The organism is Kosakonia arachidis (assembly GCF_900116535.1).
In the GTDB taxonomy this organism is placed as follows: domain Bacteria; phylum Pseudomonadota; class Gammaproteobacteria; order Enterobacterales; family Enterobacteriaceae; genus Kosakonia; species Kosakonia arachidis.
Genome location: NZ_FPAU01000001.1, coordinates 287822 through 307533 on the forward strand (window position 1 = coordinate 287822; position 19712 = coordinate 307533).

The 19712-nt window shown below is 49.8% G+C and carries 16 protein-coding genes and 3 pseudogenes; 10 read left to right on the forward strand and 9 right to left on the reverse strand.

All coding sequences use genetic code 11. The features are described from left to right. Nucleotides 1–5: 5 nt before the first annotated feature. The 3 genes from BM427_RS01390 (at nucleotide 6) to BM427_RS01400 (ending at nucleotide 2456) form a co-directional block, all read left to right on the forward strand. Nucleotides 6–1115: an alkene reductase gene (locus BM427_RS01390; protein ID WP_090118518.1), complete on the forward strand. Its 1110-nt coding sequence runs from the start codon at nucleotides 6–8 to the stop codon at nucleotides 1113–1115. A 4-nt stretch (nucleotides 1116–1119) separates the two neighbouring features. After that, nucleotides 1120–1839, forward strand: coding sequence for an SDR family oxidoreductase (locus BM427_RS01395; protein ID WP_090118520.1), 720 nt, complete (start codon nucleotides 1120–1122; stop codon nucleotides 1837–1839). 77 nt (nucleotides 1840–1916) lie between these two features. Then, nucleotides 1917–2456 (forward strand): ester cyclase, encoded by a 540-nt coding sequence (locus BM427_RS01400; protein WP_090118522.1) that lies wholly within the window; start codon nucleotides 1917–1919, stop codon nucleotides 2454–2456. Nucleotides 2457–2687: 231 nt separating this feature from the next. Here the strand turns inward: BM427_RS01400 and BM427_RS26415 are convergent. The 5 genes and pseudogenes from BM427_RS26415 to BM427_RS01425 all read right to left on the reverse strand — a co-directional run. Beyond that, a pseudogene (locus BM427_RS26415) lies at nucleotides 2688–2777 on the reverse strand (DUF411 domain-containing protein); the annotation flags it as partial. An 84-nt stretch (nucleotides 2778–2861) separates the two neighbouring features. Further along, entirely contained in the window at nucleotides 2862–6008 is a 3147-nt protein-coding gene (silA, locus tag BM427_RS01410) for a Cu(+)/Ag(+) efflux RND transporter permease subunit SilA (protein ID WP_090118526.1), read from the reverse strand. A 10-nt stretch (nucleotides 6009–6018) separates the two neighbouring features. After that, nucleotides 6019–7308, reverse strand: a complete 1290-nt coding sequence (locus tag BM427_RS01415) for an efflux RND transporter periplasmic adaptor subunit (RefSeq protein ID WP_090118528.1) — start codon at nucleotides 7306–7308, stop codon at nucleotides 6019–6021. A 112-nt stretch (nucleotides 7309–7420) separates the two neighbouring features. After that, on the reverse strand, nucleotides 7421–7774 hold the full coding sequence (gene cusF / locus BM427_RS01420) for a cation efflux system protein CusF (RefSeq protein ID WP_090118530.1): 354 nt from the start codon (nucleotides 7772–7774) through the stop codon (nucleotides 7421–7423). A 29-nt stretch (nucleotides 7775–7803) separates the two neighbouring features. Continuing rightward, a complete protein-coding gene (locus BM427_RS01425; RefSeq protein WP_090118532.1) occupies nucleotides 7804–9189 on the reverse strand; it encodes an efflux transporter outer membrane subunit in 1386 nt (461 codons plus the stop codon). 189 nt (nucleotides 9190–9378) lie between these two features. On the opposite strand from BM427_RS01425, the gene silR reads away from it, so the two are divergent. The 4 genes from silR (at nucleotide 9379) to copM (ending at nucleotide 12708) form a co-directional block, all read left to right on the forward strand. Beyond that, complete coding sequence (gene silR, locus BM427_RS01430; protein WP_074779067.1) at nucleotides 9379–10059, forward strand: copper/silver response regulator transcription factor SilR; 681 nt, start codon at nucleotides 9379–9381, stop codon at nucleotides 10057–10059. Beyond that, on the forward strand, nucleotides 10052–11527 hold the full coding sequence (locus tag BM427_RS01435; protein ID WP_090118534.1) for a Cu(+)/Ag(+) sensor histidine kinase: 1476 nt from the start codon (nucleotides 10052–10054) through the stop codon (nucleotides 11525–11527). Before silR ends, BM427_RS01435 begins: the two co-directional genes overlap by 8 nt. Nucleotides 11528–11779: 252 nt before the next feature. Continuing rightward, nucleotides 11780–12211 (forward strand): silver-binding protein SilE, encoded by a 432-nt coding sequence (gene silE, locus BM427_RS01440; RefSeq protein ID WP_090118536.1) that lies wholly within the window; start codon nucleotides 11780–11782, stop codon nucleotides 12209–12211. A gap of 146 nt (nucleotides 12212–12357) precedes the next feature. Next, nucleotides 12358–12708: a CopM family metallochaperone gene (gene copM / locus BM427_RS01445; protein WP_090118537.1), complete on the forward strand. Its 351-nt coding sequence runs from the start codon at nucleotides 12358–12360 to the stop codon at nucleotides 12706–12708. Nucleotides 12709–12910: 202 nt separating this feature from the next. Here the strand turns inward: copM and BM427_RS01450 are convergent. Continuing rightward, nucleotides 12911–13220, reverse strand: a pseudogene (locus BM427_RS01450) (IS3 family transposase); the annotation flags it as partial. 140 nt (nucleotides 13221–13360) lie between these two features. Between BM427_RS01450 and BM427_RS01455 the strand changes: the two are divergent. Together BM427_RS01455 and BM427_RS25890 are read left to right on the forward strand one after the other, a co-directional pair. Next, nucleotides 13361–15259 (forward strand): methyl-accepting chemotaxis protein, encoded by a 1899-nt coding sequence (locus BM427_RS01455; RefSeq protein ID WP_090118539.1) that lies wholly within the window; start codon nucleotides 13361–13363, stop codon nucleotides 15257–15259. Between the two features lie 334 nt (nucleotides 15260–15593). Next, nucleotides 15594–15746, forward strand: a pseudogene (locus tag BM427_RS25890) (TraX family protein); the annotation flags it as partial. Nucleotides 15747–15894: 148 nt separating this feature from the next. Here BM427_RS25890 and BM427_RS01465 read toward each other — a convergent pair. Beyond that, the gene (locus tag BM427_RS01465) at nucleotides 15895–16125 is read right to left on the reverse strand and encodes a hypothetical protein (protein ID WP_090118541.1); all 231 of its coding nucleotides are present in this window, start codon (nucleotides 16123–16125) and stop codon (nucleotides 15895–15897) included. 483 nt (nucleotides 16126–16608) lie between these two features. Between BM427_RS01465 and BM427_RS01470 the strand changes: the two genes are divergently transcribed. Then, nucleotides 16609–17076: an Hsp20 family protein gene (locus BM427_RS01470; RefSeq protein WP_090118543.1), complete on the forward strand. Its 468-nt coding sequence runs from the start codon at nucleotides 16609–16611 to the stop codon at nucleotides 17074–17076. Between the two features lie 425 nt (nucleotides 17077–17501). Here the strand turns inward: BM427_RS01470 and BM427_RS01475 are convergent, their stop codons facing one another. Both BM427_RS01475 and BM427_RS01480 read right to left on the reverse strand, forming a co-directional pair. Next, nucleotides 17502–18641, reverse strand: a complete 1140-nt coding sequence (locus BM427_RS01475; protein WP_090118545.1) for a response regulator — start codon at nucleotides 18639–18641, stop codon at nucleotides 17502–17504. After that, nucleotides 18634–19710 carry an HDOD domain-containing protein gene (locus BM427_RS01480; RefSeq protein WP_090118547.1) on the reverse strand — a complete coding sequence of 359 codons (1077 nt, stop codon included), beginning with the start codon at nucleotides 19708–19710 and terminating at the stop codon, nucleotides 18634–18636. Before BM427_RS01480 ends, BM427_RS01475 begins: the two co-directional genes overlap by 8 nt. Between the last annotated feature and the right edge of the window lie 2 nt (nucleotides 19711–19712).

Genomic DNA, 19712 nt, shown 5'->3' on the forward strand with positions numbered 1-19712 from the left:
AGAAAATGGGAAATCGTACACTTTTTGATAGTTACCACCTGAAGGCTCTCAGCCTGAAAAACCGGATCGTGATGGCACCAATGACCCGGGCGCGGGCATTACAGCCGGGAAACGTTCCTTCCGCACTCATGGCGGCATACTACCAACAGCGCGCCAGCGCGGGTTTGATCATTACAGAAGCTACGCAGATTTCGCCTCAGGGGCAGGGGTACTCCTGGACACCCGGACTGCACTCCGCTGAACAGGTTGAAGGATGGCGGCTGACCACAGAAGCCGTTCACCGTGCAGGAGGGATTATCTTTTCCCAACTCTGGCACGTTGGCCGCATGTCATATGCGGGTTTCCATAAAGATGGCAAACCTGTCGCGCCGTCTGCGCTCGCGCCTGATGCCCAGGTATGGGTTGTTGATGAGCGGGGGGAAGGACATATGGTCGACTGTCCGGAGCCGCGGGCACTTGAGCATGCCGATATTCAGCAGATTATTGCGGATTACCGGCAGGCCGCATTAAACGCCATTCATGCCGGTTTTGATGGTATTGAGGTGCATGGCGGTAATGGTTATCTGATCGATCAGTTCCTTCGTCGGACATCAAATAAACGTACCGATGAGTATGGCGGCAGCGTGGCTAACCGGATCCGTTTTGCGCAGGAGGTACTGGAAGCCATCAGCGACGCCATCGGTAATACGCGCACAGGTATACGCCTTTCCCCGTTCATCACCCAGCGCGGAATGAACGACCCGCAGGTGACTGAAGCAATCCTTGCACTGGCTGCATGGTGTGAAAAGAAAGGTATCGCCTATATCCACCTGGCAGAGGCTGACTGGGACGATGCCCCGCAGGTACCTGCTGATTTTCGTGAAACATTACGCGCCACCTTCAGTGGCACCCTTATTGTCGCCGGAAATTATACCCAGGACAAAGTGGACAAACTCCTTAAGGCGGGGCTGGCCGACCTGTTTGCCTTTGGCCGCTCGTTCATTGCCAACCCCGACCTGCCGTATCGGCTCAGGAATAACCTTCCATTAGCGACCGTAAGCAATCCCACCACGCTCTTTGGCGGAAGCAGCGCAGGCTATACCGATTATCCGTTCTACAAAACCGACGAGGCGTAAAGTTATGGCGAAAAAAACATTAATCATCGGCGGGGCTTCCGGCATTGGTTTTGCCGTGGCCCGTGCGCTGGCTGAACAGGGAGAGAGCCTGATCCTTGCCGGACGGGACAGTGAAAAGCTGGCGCGGGCCAGACAGTTTCTGAGCCAGAAAAGCGCATCTGTAGACACTGTCGTCCTTGATATCAGCAAAGAGGAGGAGGTGATCCAGCTTAGCCAGACACTCGGAGAGGTAGATAACATTATCGTGACGGCGGGATCGCATGCACCAGGCGGGGCGCTCGCTTCCCTGAATCTGAACGAGGCCCGGCTAGCTTTCGATACCAAATTCTGGGGCAGCATCCATGTCGCCAGGCATCTGAGTAAAAATATTCATGCCCGGGGCACTCTGACGCTGACCAGCGGCTTTGTTTCTCGCCGCACTGTCGCGGGTGCTATCGTCAAGACCACCATGAACGCGGCCCTGGAGTCAGCCGTTAAGGTACTGGCGAAGGAGCTTTCTCCGCTGCGGGTCAACGCGGTGAGTCCGGGGCTGACAGATACCGAGGCTTACGCAGGCATGGACCCGGCTGCTCGCGAAAAAATGCTTACCTCTGCCGCTGAAAATCTGCCAGCAAAAGCCTTCGGGCGGGCAGAGGACATAGCAAAAGGCTATCTGTTCGTGATGGACAATCCCTTTGTCACCGGAACCTTGCTGGATATCGAAGGCGGCGCACTGATTAACTAATCCTCACGTTTTATCCGCGGGCGTCTGAAATGCGCCCGGGTCACCTGTTTCTCTGAGGCAACACAAAGGACCCTTCGATGAAAAAGTTAACGCTTTATCCTCCCCGGCTGGCGGCGCTAATGCTGCTTCCCGTGGCCAGTACTGTATTTTCTGCACCGACTGAGCTGGTGAAACCCCATGAATTGATTACGGAAAGCCACTTATCTTCAGCCCGCGTGGCCGCGCTTGAAACTGTCGCGAGACGTTACGCAACATTCTGGAATACGGGCGATGAAGCTCTGGCCCGTGAAGCGCTGGCCGATAATTTTGTTGATAAGACACCGCCGGAAGGCCGCAAACAGGGACCGGAAGGCGCGCTTTTGGCTTCCCGTGCCTTCCGTACCGCCGTCCCGGATCTGAGTTGCGAGGTTGAGCAGATGATCGTTGCAGGCGATCGAGTGGTATCGCACCTTCATTTCTACGGACATTTCACGGGAACTTTCGGCAAGCTGAAAGGAAAGGGCCAGCAGGTTGATTTTATCGCGACGGATATCTATCAGGTCAGGAACAATAAAATCATCGCCAACTGGCACCTTGAAGATAACCTGACCCTGATGAAACAACTTGGGGTGTTATAAAATGACGACCTGGGGAGGAGCAGACGGGGAACATGTTACAGCTTGATGTACTTTTGTAAGGAGTATATGGCGATACACTTAATCAGCGGTGTAAGGCTATTGTCTCTGTTGCCACAAAACTTGCACGGATAGCACATTCTGTCGTCAAAAATGACACAGATTATCAGTGATATTTCGATATAAGCCATGGGACGAGCCTGTAGATAATGCTCAACGCCCATGGCTTCCTTTTTCAAAGTTGTACATTTCAATCACCTTTTCACTCGCCATTGCTGGCAGTGAAAGGCCGAAAGCGAGGACCATTAAAATCGCTTTTTTTATCGTTACTTCTGTATATTTCGATACAACCCCTGATGTTCGGGCGAATGTATGCGTAAGGACACCCCCGGGGGTGTCCTTACCGTGTTATGACGCGCTTTTTTTATGTCTGCGCAGCCAGATTAATTTGTAGGCAGCGGGGATAATGAACAGCGAGAGGAGTGGAGCCGTGATCATTCCACCAATCATCGGTGCCGCAATACGACTCATGACTTCTGAGCCTGCACCGGTTCCCCAGAGTATGGGCAGCAGACCGGCAATAATTACCGCCACGGTCATGGCTTTTGGCCGGACACGCAACACGGCACCATGATACAGGGCTTCATCAAGGCCTTCCGGGGTGAACGCCTCCTTGCGGGACAACTCCGGATGCGCTTCAACGGCATGACGCAGATACATCAGCATAACCACGCCAAACTCTGCCGCCACCCCAGCCAGGGCGATAAATCCGGTTCCGGTCGCCACAGACATATGGAAGCCCTGCCAGTACAGAAACCATATCCCACCAACCAGTGCGAACGGCAAACTCATCAGAATAAGTAAGGCCTCATCAACACGACGGAACGCAAGGTACAACAGAATGAAAATGATCATCACTGTCATCGGTACCATCAGTTTCAGTTTCTTGTTGGCGTGCTCCAGTAATTCAAACTGTCCGGAGAATGACACACTCGTTCCCGGTCTCAGTTTTACTTTCTGGCTGATAGCCATCTTAATGTCGTTTACCACCGACACCATGTCCCTGCCGCGGGCATCAATGTAAATCCAGCTGGCTGGCCGGGCATTTTCAGTTTTCAGCATGGTTGGCCCGGAAACAACGTTAACGTCAGCAACATCACCCAGCGTGATTTGTTGCTTCAGCGGCGTCAGGATGGGCATCTGTTTCAACGCATTTGGGCTGTTTCGGTAATCCTGTGGATAGCGGATATTGATCGGGTACCGGGCCACACCTTCAACCGTTTCACCTATCGTCGCACCACCGATGGCTGAGGAGACGAATAGCTGGACATCGCCCACTGTCATACCATACCGGGACGCTTTTTCACGGTTGATATCCACATCAATGTAGCGCCCTCCCTCCAGACGTTCAGCCAAAACAGAAACCACACCGGGCACGGTTTTGGCTACCGCTTCGATACTCTGAGCTGTCACATCAATATCCGACAGAACGGTCCCTGACACCTTGATACCTATCGGGCTTTTGATCCCCGTAGAGAGCATATCGATACGGTTACGAATTGGCGGTACCCAGAGATTTGCCAGACCGGGTAAACGGACTGTCCTGTCGAGTTCGTCAATAATTTTGTCAATCGTCATACCTGGTCGCCACTGATCTTCAGGTTTAAGCTGAATCGTGGTTTCCACCATTTCGAGCGGTGCGGAATCTGTTGCTGTCTCCGCTTTACCGGTCTTGCCAAAAACAGAGGCCACTTCAGGAACAGTTTTGATTAATTTATCCGTGGTCTGCAGGAGCGTTGCGGCCTCTGCTGGAGAGACGCCTGGCAACGTTGACGGCATGTAAAGCAGATCACCTTCATTGATTTTCGGCAGAAACTCACCACCCACCTTACTCAGTGGCCAGATAACCGTGAGGATGGATAAAGCCGCAACCAGCAGGGTTGTTTTTGGCCAGTGGAGTACCCGCAGCAGCAACGGATGATAGGCTTTAATCAGTAGCCGATTCAGGGGGTTGCTGGTCTCCGCAGGAATTTTTCCCCGGATCCAGAATCCCATCAGGATCGGAATGACGATGATTGCCAGCGCGGCTGCACCTGCCATGGAATACGTTTTCGTGAACGCCAGTGGACCAAACAGACGCCCTTCCTGCCCTTCCAGGGTAAAGATAGGAATGAACGACAGGGTGATGATCAGCAGACTGATGAACAGCGCGGGGCCAACTTCTACAGAGGCGTCGGTAATGACCTTCCAGCGGCTGGCGTTGTCAATCTGCTCACCCGGATGCTGATGATCCCACTCTTCCAGCCGTTTATGCGCATTTTCAATCATGACAATGGCCGCATCCACCATCGCCCCCACAGCAATGGCTATCCCTCCCAGCGACATAATATTGGCGTTCAGGCCCTGGAAGTGCATGACGATAAAGGCGATACAAAGGCCTAGTGGCAGAGAAATAATCGCCACCAACGCTGAACGCACATGCCAGAGGAACAGTGCACAGACGATGGCAACCACAATAAATTCTTCAAGGAGCTTATGGCTCAGATTATCAATGGCGCGATCGATCAACTGGCTGCGATCATAGGTGGTCACAATCTCTACACCTTCAGGCAAGCTGGCCTTCAGCGTCTCCAGTTTATCTTTTACGGCCGTGATAACTTCCCGCGCATTTTTGCCCGATCTCAGGATCACAACTCCACCGGCAACTTCACCTTGCCCGTTAAGCTCTGCGATACCGCGTCGCATTTCCGGCCCTATCTGTACGCGGGCAACATCGCGCAGATAAATGGGTACTCCGTTTTCTCCGGTTTTCAGAACGATATTATTGAAATCATCAATGGTCTGGAGATAACCGCTGGCACGAACCATGTACTCGGCTTCCGCGATTTCAACGGATGAGCCACCGGCTTCCTGGTTGGAAGATTCAAGTGCCTGTTTGACTTCAGGCAGACTGATACCATACTGGGCCAGTTTCAGCGGATTCACCTGGATCTGATACTGCTTCACCACGCCGCCAACCGACGCAACTTCTGCGACGTTCGGAATGGTTTTCAGCTCAAATTTCAAGAACCAGTCCTGCAGGGAGCGCAGTTCCGCAAGGTCGTGTTTTCCGCTGTGATCGACCAGGGCATATTCAAATATCCAACCCACCCCCGTGGCATCCGGGCCAATTTCAGAGCTCACGCCAGCAGGCAATTTCCCCTGTACCTGATTAAGGTATTCCAGTACGCGGGAGCGTGCCCAGTAAAGATCAGTCCCGTCTTCAAAAATGACATACACATAGGAATCACCAAACTGGGAAAAACCGCGCACGGTCTTTGCGCCCGGTACCGAGAGCATGGTGGTGGTAAGCGGATACGTGACCTGGTTTTCAACAATTTGCGGGGCCTGACCCGGATAGCTTGTTTTAATAATCACCTGCACATCAGACAGATCGGGTAACGCATCCACGGGGGTATTGATGATAGTCCAGGTTCCCCAGATACTCAGAAACAGGGCTCCCATCATGACCAGGAAACGGTTGGCGACTGACCGCCGGATAATCCATTCAATCATTGTCGTCTCCTCAATGACCGGAATGTGCGTTTGCAGGCTGGGTAGACATATTCGGCATCGTTTCAGGATGGCGCATACGCTCCAGCGCACCGGTAATATTGGCTTCGGAGTCAATCAGGAACAGACCACTGACCACCACGGTATCCCCTTCATTCAGCCCAGTACCGATACCCGACTGTTGCTCTGATTCGTGCAGAACCTGGATCCTTTTGGGCACAAACCGACCTGCATCATCGACAGTAATCACGCGCTGTTCTTTACCGGTATCTATCACGGCCTGGCTCGGTATCAGCAGCATTTCCTGACTCTGGGTATTCAGTTTCAACCAGGCATTCATACCCGGCTTAAGAAGTTCGTCCTTGTTAGTGACCTGCAGACGTACCTGCAGCGTACGGGTTGTCTGGTCCATGCTGGGCAGAATGTTCCATTTTTCGACATGGAACGTTTTATCCGGATAAGCCGGTACCGAAATTTCAAACTGCGACGTGTCTTTTAGCAGATACGCGATGGATTCAGGGACTGCTGCGCTTATCCAGACCGGATCCATCCCCTGTATCTGCGCCACCACTTTATCCTTCGAAATATTCATTCCGGTACGCAGGTCAAACCCAGTAATGACGCCATCTATAGGAGCTTTGATGGTAAAGCGGGTCTGGATACTCCGGGTTGAACGCAGCCTCTGGATATCCTCTTCCGGCATGCCTGCAAGACGAAGTCGTTCCAGTACCCCTTTAATTTGCGTGGACGTCCCTCCGGTACCCGATAACAGGAGAAACTCACTTTGTGCCTCCACCCAATCCGGAATGGTGATATCGATAAGCGGAGTACCTTTTTTCACATGATCCCCAATCGTCAGGGGATAGACTTTTTCAACGAAGCCGTCAGAACGCGCCTGCACAATGACAAACTGATATTCGTTATAACTCACGTTAGCTGGGATCGTCTGGGAATAATTCAGCGTCCCGCGAGTCACTTTTTGCGTCTTTAATCCAAGGTTCTGGACCTGTGTCGGATCAATACGAATACCGTCACTGCTTTTCTCGCCGTTTTCATCAGCATATTTTGGAATCAGATCCATATCCATAAAGGGAGATTTACCGGGTTTATCAAATTTGGTATCTGGTTTCATTGGGTCATACCAGAAAAGAACCTTGCGCTCCGATGCCGTCTTTTCTGTTTTTTCGGTGTTCACTGCTTTTTCAGAAGAGTTTACATAATGATAAGCAGTAACTGATATCAACCCTCCTGCTATGAGGCTGCTGATAATCATTGCAGCATATTTTATCTTTAAAGAAGCCATACAATTTCCCGCTAAAAAATCAAAACCTCTGGCATATGTACCCGATTATTAACTCACAGAGATGACTTTATGAATATTCAGACACACAGGATGTACTTGCTCCAGACTGTAATCAGGATTGCGTATCTTTAATGCTTTTGAGCAAAGAGATATTTCCTTGCTGAATAAAAGAAAAATCAACATGGCTGCCCGTTTTCAGGGAAGTAATAGTTTCGTCAGCATTAATAAAGGTGAAACGCATGGTCATTGCAGGCCAGCCGATTGCCGGGATGGCTTCATGCGAAATGGTGATTTTTTTACTATTAAAATCAATATCTTTTACAATGCCCGTTCCGTTGATAACTTGCTGCGACGAGGCGTCACCGGCCATATTCATTTCACCGTGCTGATGTTCTTCTGCATAAAGACCAGAAGAAAAGATCATGGAGAGAGCACCGAATAAAATCGCTTTAAGTGAATTACGCATTTTAAAATTTCCTCATTAATTAAATAAATTTACTCTACCCAACCACCACCCAATGCAGTGAATAGATTAATTTCATTGACCTGTCTGGAATAGATAAGGTCGAGAATGGCTTGCTGTGTTGCGAACAGTGAGCGTTCCGCATCAAGCACTTCAATATAACTAACGGCACCACTGGAATATAATCCTCTGGCACGCTGGAGGGTTATCTGTAGCGAGCCGAGATAACGCTGTTGAGCGGCAAGTTGTTGACTGATGCTATCTCGCAGCGCGAGCGTGTCGGCAACTGCTTTAAATGCTGACTGAATTTTTTGCTCGTAATTGACAACCGATTGTTGCTGGCGAATTTCAGCCAGTTTCAGATTGGCTTTGTTCCTGCCGGCATTAAATATAGGAATTTCAATATTAGGAATAAAATTCCACATCCCGCCAGCAGAGCTGAAGAGGCTGGACAACTCCGTACTGCTTGCTGAAAGAGCACTTGTCAGAGTAATGGACGGGAAAAAGGCTGCACGCGCAGCGCCAATATTGGCATCGGCCGCTCTCAGTTGATATTCCGCCTCCATAATATCGGGGCGCTGAAGCAGAATTTGTGACGAAAGATTGGGTGGCAGTGTTACTGGCTTAATATCATTGTCATTCATCCCTTTTTCTGACGGAAGCGCACGATACGTTCCCAGAACAAGCTGCAGTGCATTATTTGCCTGTGCCAGATCACCTTCTCTTTTGGCAATCTCGGCGCGGGTGCTTTCAATTTGCCCCCGAGCCTGTTCAAGCGCCAGAACATTCGTACTCCCGGTTACCAGTTGTTGCTCGACGAAAGCCAGGGACTGTTCATAATTTTTCAGCGTTTCCCGCGCGATACGAAGTTGCTCATAAGCAAGCTGCTGACTGAAATAGCTCTGTGAAACGTTAGATACAAGCAGGATGTGTACGGCACGACGGGCTTCTTCGCTGGCAAAATAGTTCTGTCTGTCAGACTCGCTCATATTTCTGAGTTTGCCGAAAAAATCAAGGTCATAGCTGAGCGCTAATCCAGCTTCGTACTGTCGAGTTGTCGGCTTGTCACTTTTCAGACCGCCGCTGTAAGTGATATCTGACGGTGCATTCAGTTGCGGATAACGATCCGCATTCGTCACGTTGAACTGAGCCCGGGCCTCTTCCACTTTCAGGGCAGCCATTCTCAAATCACGGTTATTATTCAGTGCTTCAGCGATCAAGCGGGTAACCTGGGGGTCGACAAAAAAGTTACGCCATCCGGAGTCCTGATAGCCATTTACCGCGGGTGTCATGCTGTTGTGGGAAAGGGAAAACTGCTGTGGTACCGGTGCTGCCGGACGCTGATACTCTGGCGCCAGTGAGACGCAACCTGCCAGAATGAATATCATGCTGATGCTGAGTAGTTTTACTTTGAACATGTCGTTTCTCGTCCAGGCAGCCCTGATAAAGGGTTCAAATGATATCCGTGAAAATGATAAGGCTACTTTAACGACGGCACTCTGTTTGGTCGGTGACAAGATAATGACAATGTTGTCATTTTTAATTTAAGCCGTTGATAACGGACTTGCGCCCACTAGAATGGCAGGGGAGGGCTTACAGGGGATAAGATGAAAATACTGATCGTTGAAGATGAAATCAAAACAGGTGAGTATCTCAGCAAGGGGCTTACCGAGGCCGGGTTCGTGGTTGATCACGCCGATAATGGTCTGACCGGATATCATCTCGCCATGACGGCAGAATATGATTTGCTGATTCTGGATATCATGCTCCCGGATGTGAATGGCTGGGATATTATACGTATGCTTCGTACTGCGGGTAAGGGGATGCCGGTGTTATTACTGTCTGCCCTGGGAACTATCGAGCATCGAGTCAAGGGGCTTGAGCTTGGTGCAGATGATTATCTGGTTAAACCCTTTGCATTCGCCGAACTTCTGGCTCGTGTCAGAACCCTCCTGCGTCGTGGCAATACAGTGATATCTGAAAGCCAGTTTAAGGTTGCCGATCTGACGCTTGATCTTGTATCGAGAAAGGTTAACAGGGCCGGAAACCGTATTCTGTTGACCAGTAAAGAGTTCAGTTTGCTGGAATTTTTTATTCGCCATCAGGGAGAAGTGTTGCCCCGCTCTCTGATAGCATCTCAGGTCTGGGACATGAATTTTGATAGCGACACTAACGCGATTGACGTCGCGGTAAAGCGGCTTCGGGCTAAAATAGACAATGATTATGAACCGAAACTGATCCAGACGGTCCGCGGTGTGGGTTACATGCTGGAGATTCCGGATGCCTAACCAGCTCACCAGACGTCCGTTCTCCCTTGCGCTGAGGCTTACATTCTTTATCAGCCTGTCCACAATAATGGCTTTTATCGCGTTTACCTGGTTTATGCTGCATTCCGTTGAAAATCATTTTGCCGAGCAGGATGTCAGCGATCTGCAACAAATTAGCACCACGATGCAGCGTTTATTGCAATCTCCGGCAGATCCCGATGAGAAAAAAATAAGTAAAATCAAGGAATCGATAGCCAGTTACCGCAACGTTGCCGTTCTGCTTCTTGATGCCCAGGGAGAGGTATTGTTCAGTTCGGCACAAGGGGCAGCATTACACCCGGCCGTGAATACGGCAGACTTTCGCGAGCACAGCCGCGCGCGCGATGTTTTTCTCTGGACTGTGGCGGCTCCTGCCCGGGCGATGCTCTCCTCCCATGATATGAAAATGGAAACGTACAGGATAATTGCCTCATCAGGGGTAACGGCATTTCAAGGGAAAAACCAGAACTACGTCATGCTAATCGGGCTCTCCATTAATTTTCATCTTCACTATCTTGATGCGCTGAAAAAGAACTTGGTTGCAATTGCCACTGTCATCAGCCTGCTCATTATTCTTATTATTCGGATTGCCGTTCGTCAGGGGCATCTCCCCCTGCGCAACGTCAGCAATGCCATTAAAAATATCACCTCAGAGAATCTTGATGCCAGGCTTGAACCGTCACGCGTTCCCATTGAGCTGGAACAGCTGGTCATCTCTTTCAATCATATGATTGAAAAAATTGAGGATGTATTTACCCGCCAGGCCAATTTCTCTGCAGATATCGCGCACGAAATCAGAACCCCGATCACTAATCTGGTGACGCAAACTGAAATTGCGCTGAGTCAGGACCGGACACAGAAGGAGCTCGAGGATGTTCTGTACTCCAGCCTTGAAGAGTACAACCGGATGACAAAGATGGTCAGCGATATGCTTTTCCTTGCACAGGCTGACAATAATCAGTTGATCTCTGATCGGGTAATGTTTGATTTGAGTACAGAGGTTATTAAAGTCTTTGATTTCTTCGAAGCCTGGGCGGAAGAACGCAACATCATATTGAAGTTCAACGGTATACCCTGCCTGATCGAAGGGGATCCACAGATGTTCAGAAGAGCAATCAATAACCTGTTATCTAATGCATTACGCTATACACCGGAAGGACAAACGGTGACCGTTTCGATGAGAGAACAGGAAAACTATTTTGATCTCATAGTCGAAAATCCGGGAAAACCGATCCCTGAAGAACATTTGCCAAGACTGTTTGACCGCTTTTATCGGGTGGATCCCTCCAGGCAAAGAAAAGGAGAGGGCAGTGGTATAGGCCTTGCTATTGTGAAATCAATCGTGGCCGCACATCATGGAAAAGTCCATGTAGAATCCGATGCTCATTCGACACGTTTCATATTATCAGTACCAAGACAGGATATTGTAAATAAAGCAAGTCAGCACTGATTTCCAGCAATAAAAATGACAAACATGTCATTAGGTTGTCACGCGGTAAACAGAGACCATCCGATATAATTCATACAACTTATCAGCAAGGCTGCATTACTTCATCAATACAGGTCATTAACAGTGCTCTATGAGATGAATATACAGTCTGTCGTCCGGAAAAATAAGGTCTGGGCAGTATCATTAGAGTTTGAAAGTGAAAGCCTTGAACACAATTACCGGGCATTATTAATTCAGTAATGGAGAGTTATCATGAAAAATATCGTATTAGTATCTGTTTTAGGTCTTGGCGTAATTTCAACGGCGTGGGCCACTGACACCGTTAATATTCATGAGAGTGTCAATAATGCGCAGGCTCCGGCTCACCAGATGCAGTCGGCTTCGGTTCCTTCCGCGATCCAGGGCTCAACGCCACAGATAGACGGTATGAATCCGCATGAACAGGCCATTATTGCTCATGAGACCATGAATAATGGCTCGGCTGATACACACCAGAAAATGATGGAAAATCACCAGAAGATGATGGGAGTTCACTCCATTAACGTTACCCGCCCGTCAGTCCCTTTCTCTGCTATGGATGAACATGAAAGGGCTGCTGTTGCCCATGAAACCATGAATAACGGTCAGTCCGGAGCGCATCAGGCTATGGCCGAGGCTCACCGTCGTATGATCAAAGCCAGCTGAATTCAACTGTAATGTGCATGTTGTTACCCTTTCCTTGATAGATGTTTCCTTGATCGAATATGTGGCTATATTTTGCCCCCGCCTGGGGGCTTTTTATCTCTCTCAGCTACAATTACCGGGTACGCAACTAACAAAGGATTTATTTTATGAAAATCAAAAACTCTCTTTTCGTTATATTAATACTATCCCTGCCAGCGCTATCCGCCGAACACTCAGGGATGAAAATGGATGATATGACATCATCGGCATCGTCTCAGGAATATATGGCTGGCATGACAGATATGCATGAAAAAATGATGGCTGCTGTTAAAGAACCAGATCCTGATAAGGCGTTTGCTAAAGGTATGATTGCGCATCATGAAGGTGCGATAAAAATGGCAGAAACCGAGCTTAAATATGGAAAAGACCCCGAAATGAGAAAACTTGCGCAGAACATCATAAAAGCGCAGAAAGGCGAAATCGACCAGATGAATAAATGGGTCGATAATCATAAATAAATATTGAGAATGATAAAAGTTCAGGGTGATATAAATATTTTCCTGGACACAGTAACCTGTTAATCGTGAAATAATCAAAACCCGATTTATTTCGGGTTTATTTATTAAAAATACATATTAATTATCTGCGAGATAGGGATTATAAAATACCCGTCGTGGTCGCAGAAGAGCACTGATCCTACCCGCGTAATGTAAACACAGCCTAAGCGAGGTTTTCGTTTTCAAATTGTCCGGACTGAGAGCGCCCCAGGCACTGTGACGCCGCTACCGATTGTTATCACACCCGATATAATTCAATACCGTCCCCCTCATTATTTCACTGCCGGTAAAACACTCCCGTGGATACATTTCACTTTCAGTGAGTGGAAACGCTTTCCACACATACATTATCGTAGCAACAACCTTTTGCGCTCATGCTGCCATGCAGGTTATGCCCGCTTCAACAATGCCTGATAATCCGCTGAGCAGGACTGCCCGCCGCGATCGGTATGAACATTCACTTTTTTCGATCGGAGCGATAGGGCATTTTTTTAAAACGTCATTTTGTCTTATGGAATGCGCTTTTATATGAAACTGCAGCATGATTTAAATTAAAGAATTTCAAATAAATGTCGTTATTACATCTACGTCAACCAGAACGAGTGCTGCCATTATGACATGGAAAAATACCCAGGGCCGAATAGGCCTATTGCTTATAAGCTTTTTCGTTATCTTATTGATAGTCACCTATATTGTTATCAAGCAATTCGTTTCTCCACAGATTATTGAAACTGAGACGAAAAATATTCAGGCAACGGTTCAATTACAAAGTAACGCGATTAAAGAGCAGATGAACCGTGTTAAGGCTCAGCAACGATCAATCACAGAACTGGTTGCCGGGTTGCAAAGTGAGCAAATCGATGAATTATTACCGCGTCTGGTTAACCAATATGGCGATTTAAACGTATTCGGCGGTGGGATTTGGCCTCTGCCTGGTCAGCGTGATCCGGCTCGGGACAAATTCAGTACCTTCTTTGCCCGTGACGGAGGCGGTAATCTGCAGGTCAACACCGTATGGAACCAGCCGGAATCGGCAAAATACTGGGAACAACCCTGGTATAAAGACGGCATGAACGCCCCGAAAGGCGAGTGTGCGTGGGCGAAAGCCTATCAGGATGCGGCCAGCCCGCAGCCGCGAACTAACTGTGCAATGGCGATCTGGAAAGACGGCAAAGCCTGGGGCGTGGCGACCATCGATGTGACGCTGGGTTTCTTTAACCAGTTGGCTGTCGATATGGGCAAAGCGGTAAACGGCAGCGTACTGATTGTCGAGGCAGATGGAAAAATCGTCGGTAACGGATCTTCCGTACAGGATAAACCAGCACTCTCAAACGTCCGCGATCTGGGTATTCCAGCGGCGGCACCGTTAGTTAGCCTGTTAGGCCAGGGTAAAACAACGGAAGTGCGTGGAAGCTATGAAGGTGACGATGGCGCGCATTCCCTGTTCGTTCTGCCCATTAGCGGCAGCCCGTGGTTCATGGCGGTTGATATTCCGAGCAGCCACCTGGTGAGTATGTCTGACGCAATTATGACCAAGCTCACCATCGTACAGGCGATTATCGGAATACTTATCGTCTTTATCATGATGATTATTGTGCGCAATATTTTCCATAATGTGACGCTGCTCAATCGTAATATTGAAGCGCTGTCCAGCGGCGGTGCGGATTTAACGCAGCGTCTTGCGCAAAGTAAGAGCCCGGAATTTAATGCCATTATCAATAACTTCAATAAGTTTATTTCGTTCCTTAATGAGCTGATGCAACAGGTAGGAAATAGCTCGATGGCGATATCTTCGGCTTCGCGCCAGATTGCCAGCGGTAACCTGAACCTCTCCTCACGCACCGAAGATCAATCGGCCTCGATCGTGGAAACGGCTGCTTCCATGGAAGAACTGACCAGCACCGTCCGCCTTAACGCGGAGAACGCCTTGCAGGCGAACAAGCTGGCGGAAGAGGTTTCGGCAGCGGCGAAACAAGGGGCCAATGTGGTTAAAAAAGTCGTCTCCACGATGAATAACATCAATGAGTCCTCCTCTAAGGTGGTAGAAATCATCAGTGTGATTGACGGCATTGCCTTCCAGACCAACATACTGGCGCTTAACGCAGCAGTGGAGGCGGCGAGGGCGGGTGAACACGGGCGTGGTTTCGCCGTGGTGGCCGGTGAAGTCCGTTCACTGGCGCAGCGCAGTGCCCGCTCGGCTCAGGAGATCAAGAAACTGATTGAAGAGTCGGTGAGCAACATTGAGCAGGGTAGCGGGCTGGTTCGTCAGGCGGGTACGACCATGGACGGTCTGATGGAAAAAGTCGAAGGCGTAGGTGTGCTGATTTCAGAAATCAGCTCTTCCAGCGATGAACAAAGTCGCGGGATTGCCCAGATCAACATCGCCATCAACCAGCTCGATAGCGCAACGCAGCAGAATGCGGCGCTGGTCGAAGAGGTCGCGGCCGCCGCGCAGTCCATGGAAGAACAAACCGTACAACTTGAAAACGTCGTGGGTAGTTTCAAGCTCTGACACACAAAATAGCCGACTCTGTGGAGTCGGCTTTCTTTATATCTGGTGTCCGCCATTTACCCTTTCCGTTAATGTCCGCTTCGTATTCCCCTTGTCGTAAAAATTCATTTTCACAACTGTGTTTTTAAGACAAAAAAAGCAGTTCCAAATCAGGACAATTGTCTGATAAAAAAGTGCTCAACCGCAGGTCTTATATTCAGTTTTTTGTCTTTTAAACCCGGCAGCTTTTTAAATCCGTTTTTATATGTAATCAGATACATATATTTTAATGGCAAGTAATGTGGTTTGAAATTATCACTGCGGATTAAAGTTCTTAAACTACATTCCGAAAAAATTTCCGCTGTTCGTGCTGATATGGGCATGCAATGTGACGCTCCGGCCGGAGCGTCTGCAGGTCAGGGCGAACCGCATGTGGCTGTGGGCGGTGTTCACCCAGCCGGCATTCCGTCTCGTATTCCGTGGACACGAGCCATGGTCCGTCCTCAACTCGACTTCTTAAGCAACGGGGAGCAAGCAGGTCAAGTTACTGCCGCCCGGAGCGCATGGGCAGTTACACTTCGCATCAGCGAAGGAACAAAGCGGAGAAGACATTATTGTTGATTCCTCTCCACCCCAGGATCAGTGTAGGAGGAGAGTTAAATCTTCGAGCCTATAATTCTGGAGGCAACGGCTTTCGCCGCTTCAAGCTTTGCTTTCCCGGCTTCAGAATGTGTGCCAGATTCAAATGCTTTGAAGTTAAGCTCAATGTTCGCTTTGGCTTTATCGATGAACATTTGAGGCAGTTCTGAACAAATGGACTGAAAAATGATTTCATACGCTAAAGCACGACTCTGCAAATCATTAATCACTTCTTCTACTGGCTTCATAATCTCTCCTTAAGAAATTCTATGGCGCTCATCGGCAGACAAGAAACGTTCTGTCGTGAGTACCTCTACTATGTACATATTTAATATCGTTCAGTTAGACAAATAAAACCAGCGGAAGCCATCACCAAACTGGGTGGGGGCTATCGAAACTGAAGGGGTAATCAGGAAGAGATCCAAGAAGTTCGGAGGCGTAGCGTGCACAGTCAGCAAAATGGTGCCGGTCTCTTACCCTGGTTTGCAGGCAAGCACTAACCAGGTAAATATTGCGCTGGTGGATTGCTAAGATCTGATCGGCACGTTGTTTTCGTCCGATTTACATCCCTGCGGGTTTGTATCTGCCAGCGCGGTTGCCCGGAACGTATACACAAAAAAAAATTTATTTTGTGGCCTTGAAAATCGGACGGAAGGAATTATTTATTGGATCGGACAAGCAAAGCTTGCCTTTACCTTGAACTTTTGAATTGATGATTCAGGAGGTTAATTATGGCACTCAGAACCTTGTCAGCTCTTCCGGGCTTTTCTGATTCTATTTTTGCTGACCGTTTTAATCGTATCGACAGGCTGTTCAGTCAGTTAACGGGCGACGCTCCGGTCACTTCATTACCCGCTTATGACCTGAAAAAAATCGATGCAAGCAATTATCTGTTAAATGTAAGCGTCCCCGGCTGGAAGGAAGACGAACTCGAAATCGAGACGGTCGGCGGAACGCTGAATGTTTCTGGTAAACGCTCTGAAAATGAATCTCAGGATGAGCAGGGCTGGATATATAAAGGCATCCGCCGTGCTGATTTTCGTTTGAGTTTTACTTTGCCGGAGCACACCAAAGTCAGTAATGCAAAACTGGAAAGCGGGATTTTGCAGGTTTCCATTTATCAGGAAATCCCTGAGAACGAGAAACCACGTAAAATTGCAATTGAAAATACACAAAAAGCCATTGAACATCAGGCTTGATAATTGACGTTGTGCATAATTTTTCAGGGCCCGCTCAGGCGGGCCTTTTTTATTTTCCGTTTCATTTGGCTGTAACAAACGAAGTGGAAAATAAAAACTGGCAGACGCGACATCGTTTCTGCCAGTGAAAGAAGTTAGTGCTTGTCAGAAGTCATATCCCTTATGCATGTTATAACTCACCTTCATATAATTTACTAATCGCAAATTTCCGTGTTCTGATTCAGAAATTTAATGATCGGGGTACTAATGCGTACCGCGACTTCAAGCCCGCTTATCGTCCCGTGCGGGATTTTTATGCTGTCAGGCCTTGCCCAGCGGTAATCCGACAGCGGCCGGGCCGTCGAGTCACGTCTAACGGCCGTTGAACATGGGATTTGGGCGAATAGCCGCCGGTTAGAAAGTGCTCTCCCCGGCGGGAAACATCTTCAGGACGTGCTTTTACCCGGCAGGCCACGCACCCGGATGGGCTCTTCGACGGCGTTCGCGGCAAGCAACCGCTGAAGGGCGGAGATCGCGGTATCGGTCAGTTCATGTCCCTTGGTCAGCACCATTAATCCATTTGTGGTGCGAATATCTTCATCGACGACCCAACCCGGCATCAATTCACGGATACGTGCGGAGCGAACCCCCTCCACATTCGAGCGAAAATCTGACAGCGCTTTGATGAGATATTCAGGCAACGCCGGACGTGCCGCACGCAGGATGTCCCACGGGCGCTCCAGGCTCCAGCCTCGCGCGGCGTGCCGTTCCAGCTCCAGTGCAGCGCGCAGTAGCTGAGCGCCGCGTACCACTTCTAACGGCGCGTCAGCAGGCGCCTCTTTTGCCTGGTGACGAATGATCGCCGCAACCAGTTCAAGACGCGGGATTTGCGCCACCAGTCGGCCAGCAACCTCCGGATGTTCATGCAGCAGTTTTTCCTCCGCCGCCGTCAATTTACGCTGCGCGGCATCAGCCTGAACGATGTCAGCAGGAATGCCAACACAGCCGATCTGACTCAATGACGCGGCGAGGGTGTAGAGCCACTCATCGTGCCATCCCAGTTTCGGCAATGCGTGGCGAACGCAGGACTGCGCGAAAGCCGCTCGCTGAAAAGCCCAGGGGGCGACCATTGCCAGTATTTCTGTGAGCGTTTTTACCGAAGCCGAAAGGGTGGTCGCCAGCAGCTCTTTTTCTGCGCAAACGAGCCGGTACTGACGAACCGCGTCATTCAACGTCGATATTAGATCTTCTTTTGGGCATGGTTTACAGAGATAGCGGAAAATAGCGCCTTTATTGATTGCTGCGATCGAGGACTCCACATCGGCCTGTCCGGTAAGCAGGATCCGCACGCTGTCTGGCGAAGCTTCCCGTGCTCTGGATAAAAAAGTCGCGCCATCCATTCCCGGCATGCGCATGTCGGAGAGGATCACTGCAAAAGGTTCTCCGCTGCGAATCGCATCCAGACCGGCATCACCGCTGGGTGCTGTCACCACATCAAATACTTCAAACAGATTTCGCGCGATGGCCGCGAGCACATTGGGTTCATCGTCGACACATAACACGCGAGGTAAGGAAGTTTCAGTCATTGAGCATCTCCTGCCATGCAGGCAGTTGGTCCAGCATGCCGGTTTGTTCGAGATAACGTTTATCGGGAACGCCATGATTGGCAAGGGTGACCGCAACATGTACGACACCGAGCATGCCAAAGGTTTTTTCCGCGGAGCGTGAAGGTTGTTCATGGCCTGCGACGGCTTCAACGATGTCCATCGGCAACCCCCACAGCGCCAGTAAATAGGCGCTGATGGCGGCGCGCAGTGGGATATCATCCTGCTCGATCGTCGCTTCGTCACACGTCGTTCTTAATTCAGGAATGAGCAGCGCAATATTGGCCAGCAGTGCCGCAGTGGCTTCCCGTTCCCGGCGCCTGGAGATACGCGCCGCAAGCGTTGAGGCGCGAAGGGCGGTCTGCTGTAGCTTATCCACATAGGGATCGGTACTGGCATCGGCATAAACCTGGGACGCCAGTACCAGTAGTTTCACTTGTTCCTGCCCCAAATGAATGATTGCATTAGCAATGTCATGAATAGGTTCTCCCCGGTTGAACCAGTCGGAATTCGCCAGTTGCATAATCCGGGCACTCAGTGCCGGGTCGCTCGCCAGCAGCCCGGCAATCTCCAGGGGATTCGCCCCAGAGTTGGCAAGAAGGCGGTTAATTTCCGCAAATACTTTCGGGGCGGGAGGAAGTTGGTTAATTTTCCCGACCAGTGTGACGACGACAGGGTCTTTGAAAAGCCTCCGCAGCGCCAGCGCGTTTGCCACCATCTCCAGTAATTGCGTACTGTCGCAGGGTTTGGAGACGAACCGGTGCGCAACGCCCAGCATACGAACCGTAGCCTCGGGTTCGGAGTAACCGGACAAAATGATCCGAATCGTTCCGGGCCAGCGGTTACGAACCTGCGCCAGGAACTCCGCGCCATCCATCAGCGGCATGCGCATATCTGACACTACAACGTCGGCCGGGGTGTCTTCCAGCAGGCTCAGAGCTTCGTGACCGCTGGTCGCGAAGCGGCATTCCCACCCGCTATCCTGCATCATTAGGGCGCGTTCAATCCCCGAGAGGATGCGTGCTTCGTCATCGACGAATATCGCCTGCATAC

Coding starts and splice junctions, on each gene's coding strand:
- BM427_RS01390 (WP_090118518.1), top strand. CDS start 6: ATGGGAAATCGTACACTTTTTGATAGTTACCACCTGAAGGCTCTCAGC.
- BM427_RS01395 (WP_090118520.1), top strand. CDS start 1,120: ATGGCGAAAAAAACATTAATCATCGGCGGGGCTTCCGGCATTGGTTTT.
- BM427_RS01400 (WP_090118522.1), top strand. CDS start 1,917: ATGAAAAAGTTAACGCTTTATCCTCCCCGGCTGGCGGCGCTAATGCTG.
- silA (WP_090118526.1), bottom strand. CDS start 6,008: ATGATTGAATGGATTATCCGGCGGTCAGTCGCCAACCGTTTCCTGGTC.
- BM427_RS01415 (WP_090118528.1), bottom strand. CDS start 7,308: ATGGCTTCTTTAAAGATAAAATATGCTGCAATGATTATCAGCAGCCTC.
- cusF (WP_090118530.1), bottom strand. CDS start 7,774: ATGCGTAATTCACTTAAAGCGATTTTATTCGGTGCTCTCTCCATGATC.
- BM427_RS01425 (WP_090118532.1), bottom strand. CDS start 9,189: ATGTTCAAAGTAAAACTACTCAGCATCAGCATGATATTCATTCTGGCA.
- silR (WP_074779067.1), top strand. CDS start 9,379: ATGAAAATACTGATCGTTGAAGATGAAATCAAAACAGGTGAGTATCTC.
- BM427_RS01435 (WP_090118534.1), top strand. CDS start 10,052: ATGCCTAACCAGCTCACCAGACGTCCGTTCTCCCTTGCGCTGAGGCTT.
- silE (WP_090118536.1), top strand. CDS start 11,780: ATGAAAAATATCGTATTAGTATCTGTTTTAGGTCTTGGCGTAATTTCA.
- copM (WP_090118537.1), top strand. CDS start 12,358: ATGAAAATCAAAAACTCTCTTTTCGTTATATTAATACTATCCCTGCCA.
- BM427_RS01455 (WP_090118539.1), top strand. CDS start 13,361: ATGACATGGAAAAATACCCAGGGCCGAATAGGCCTATTGCTTATAAGC.
- BM427_RS01465 (WP_090118541.1), bottom strand. CDS start 16,125: ATGAAGCCAGTAGAAGAAGTGATTAATGATTTGCAGAGTCGTGCTTTA.
- BM427_RS01470 (WP_090118543.1), top strand. CDS start 16,609: ATGGCACTCAGAACCTTGTCAGCTCTTCCGGGCTTTTCTGATTCTATT.
- BM427_RS01475 (WP_090118545.1), bottom strand. CDS start 18,641: ATGACTGAAACTTCCTTACCTCGCGTGTTATGTGTCGACGATGAACCC.
- BM427_RS01480 (WP_090118547.1), bottom strand. CDS start 19,710: ATGCAGGCGATATTCGTCGATGACGAAGCACGCATCCTCTCGGGGATT.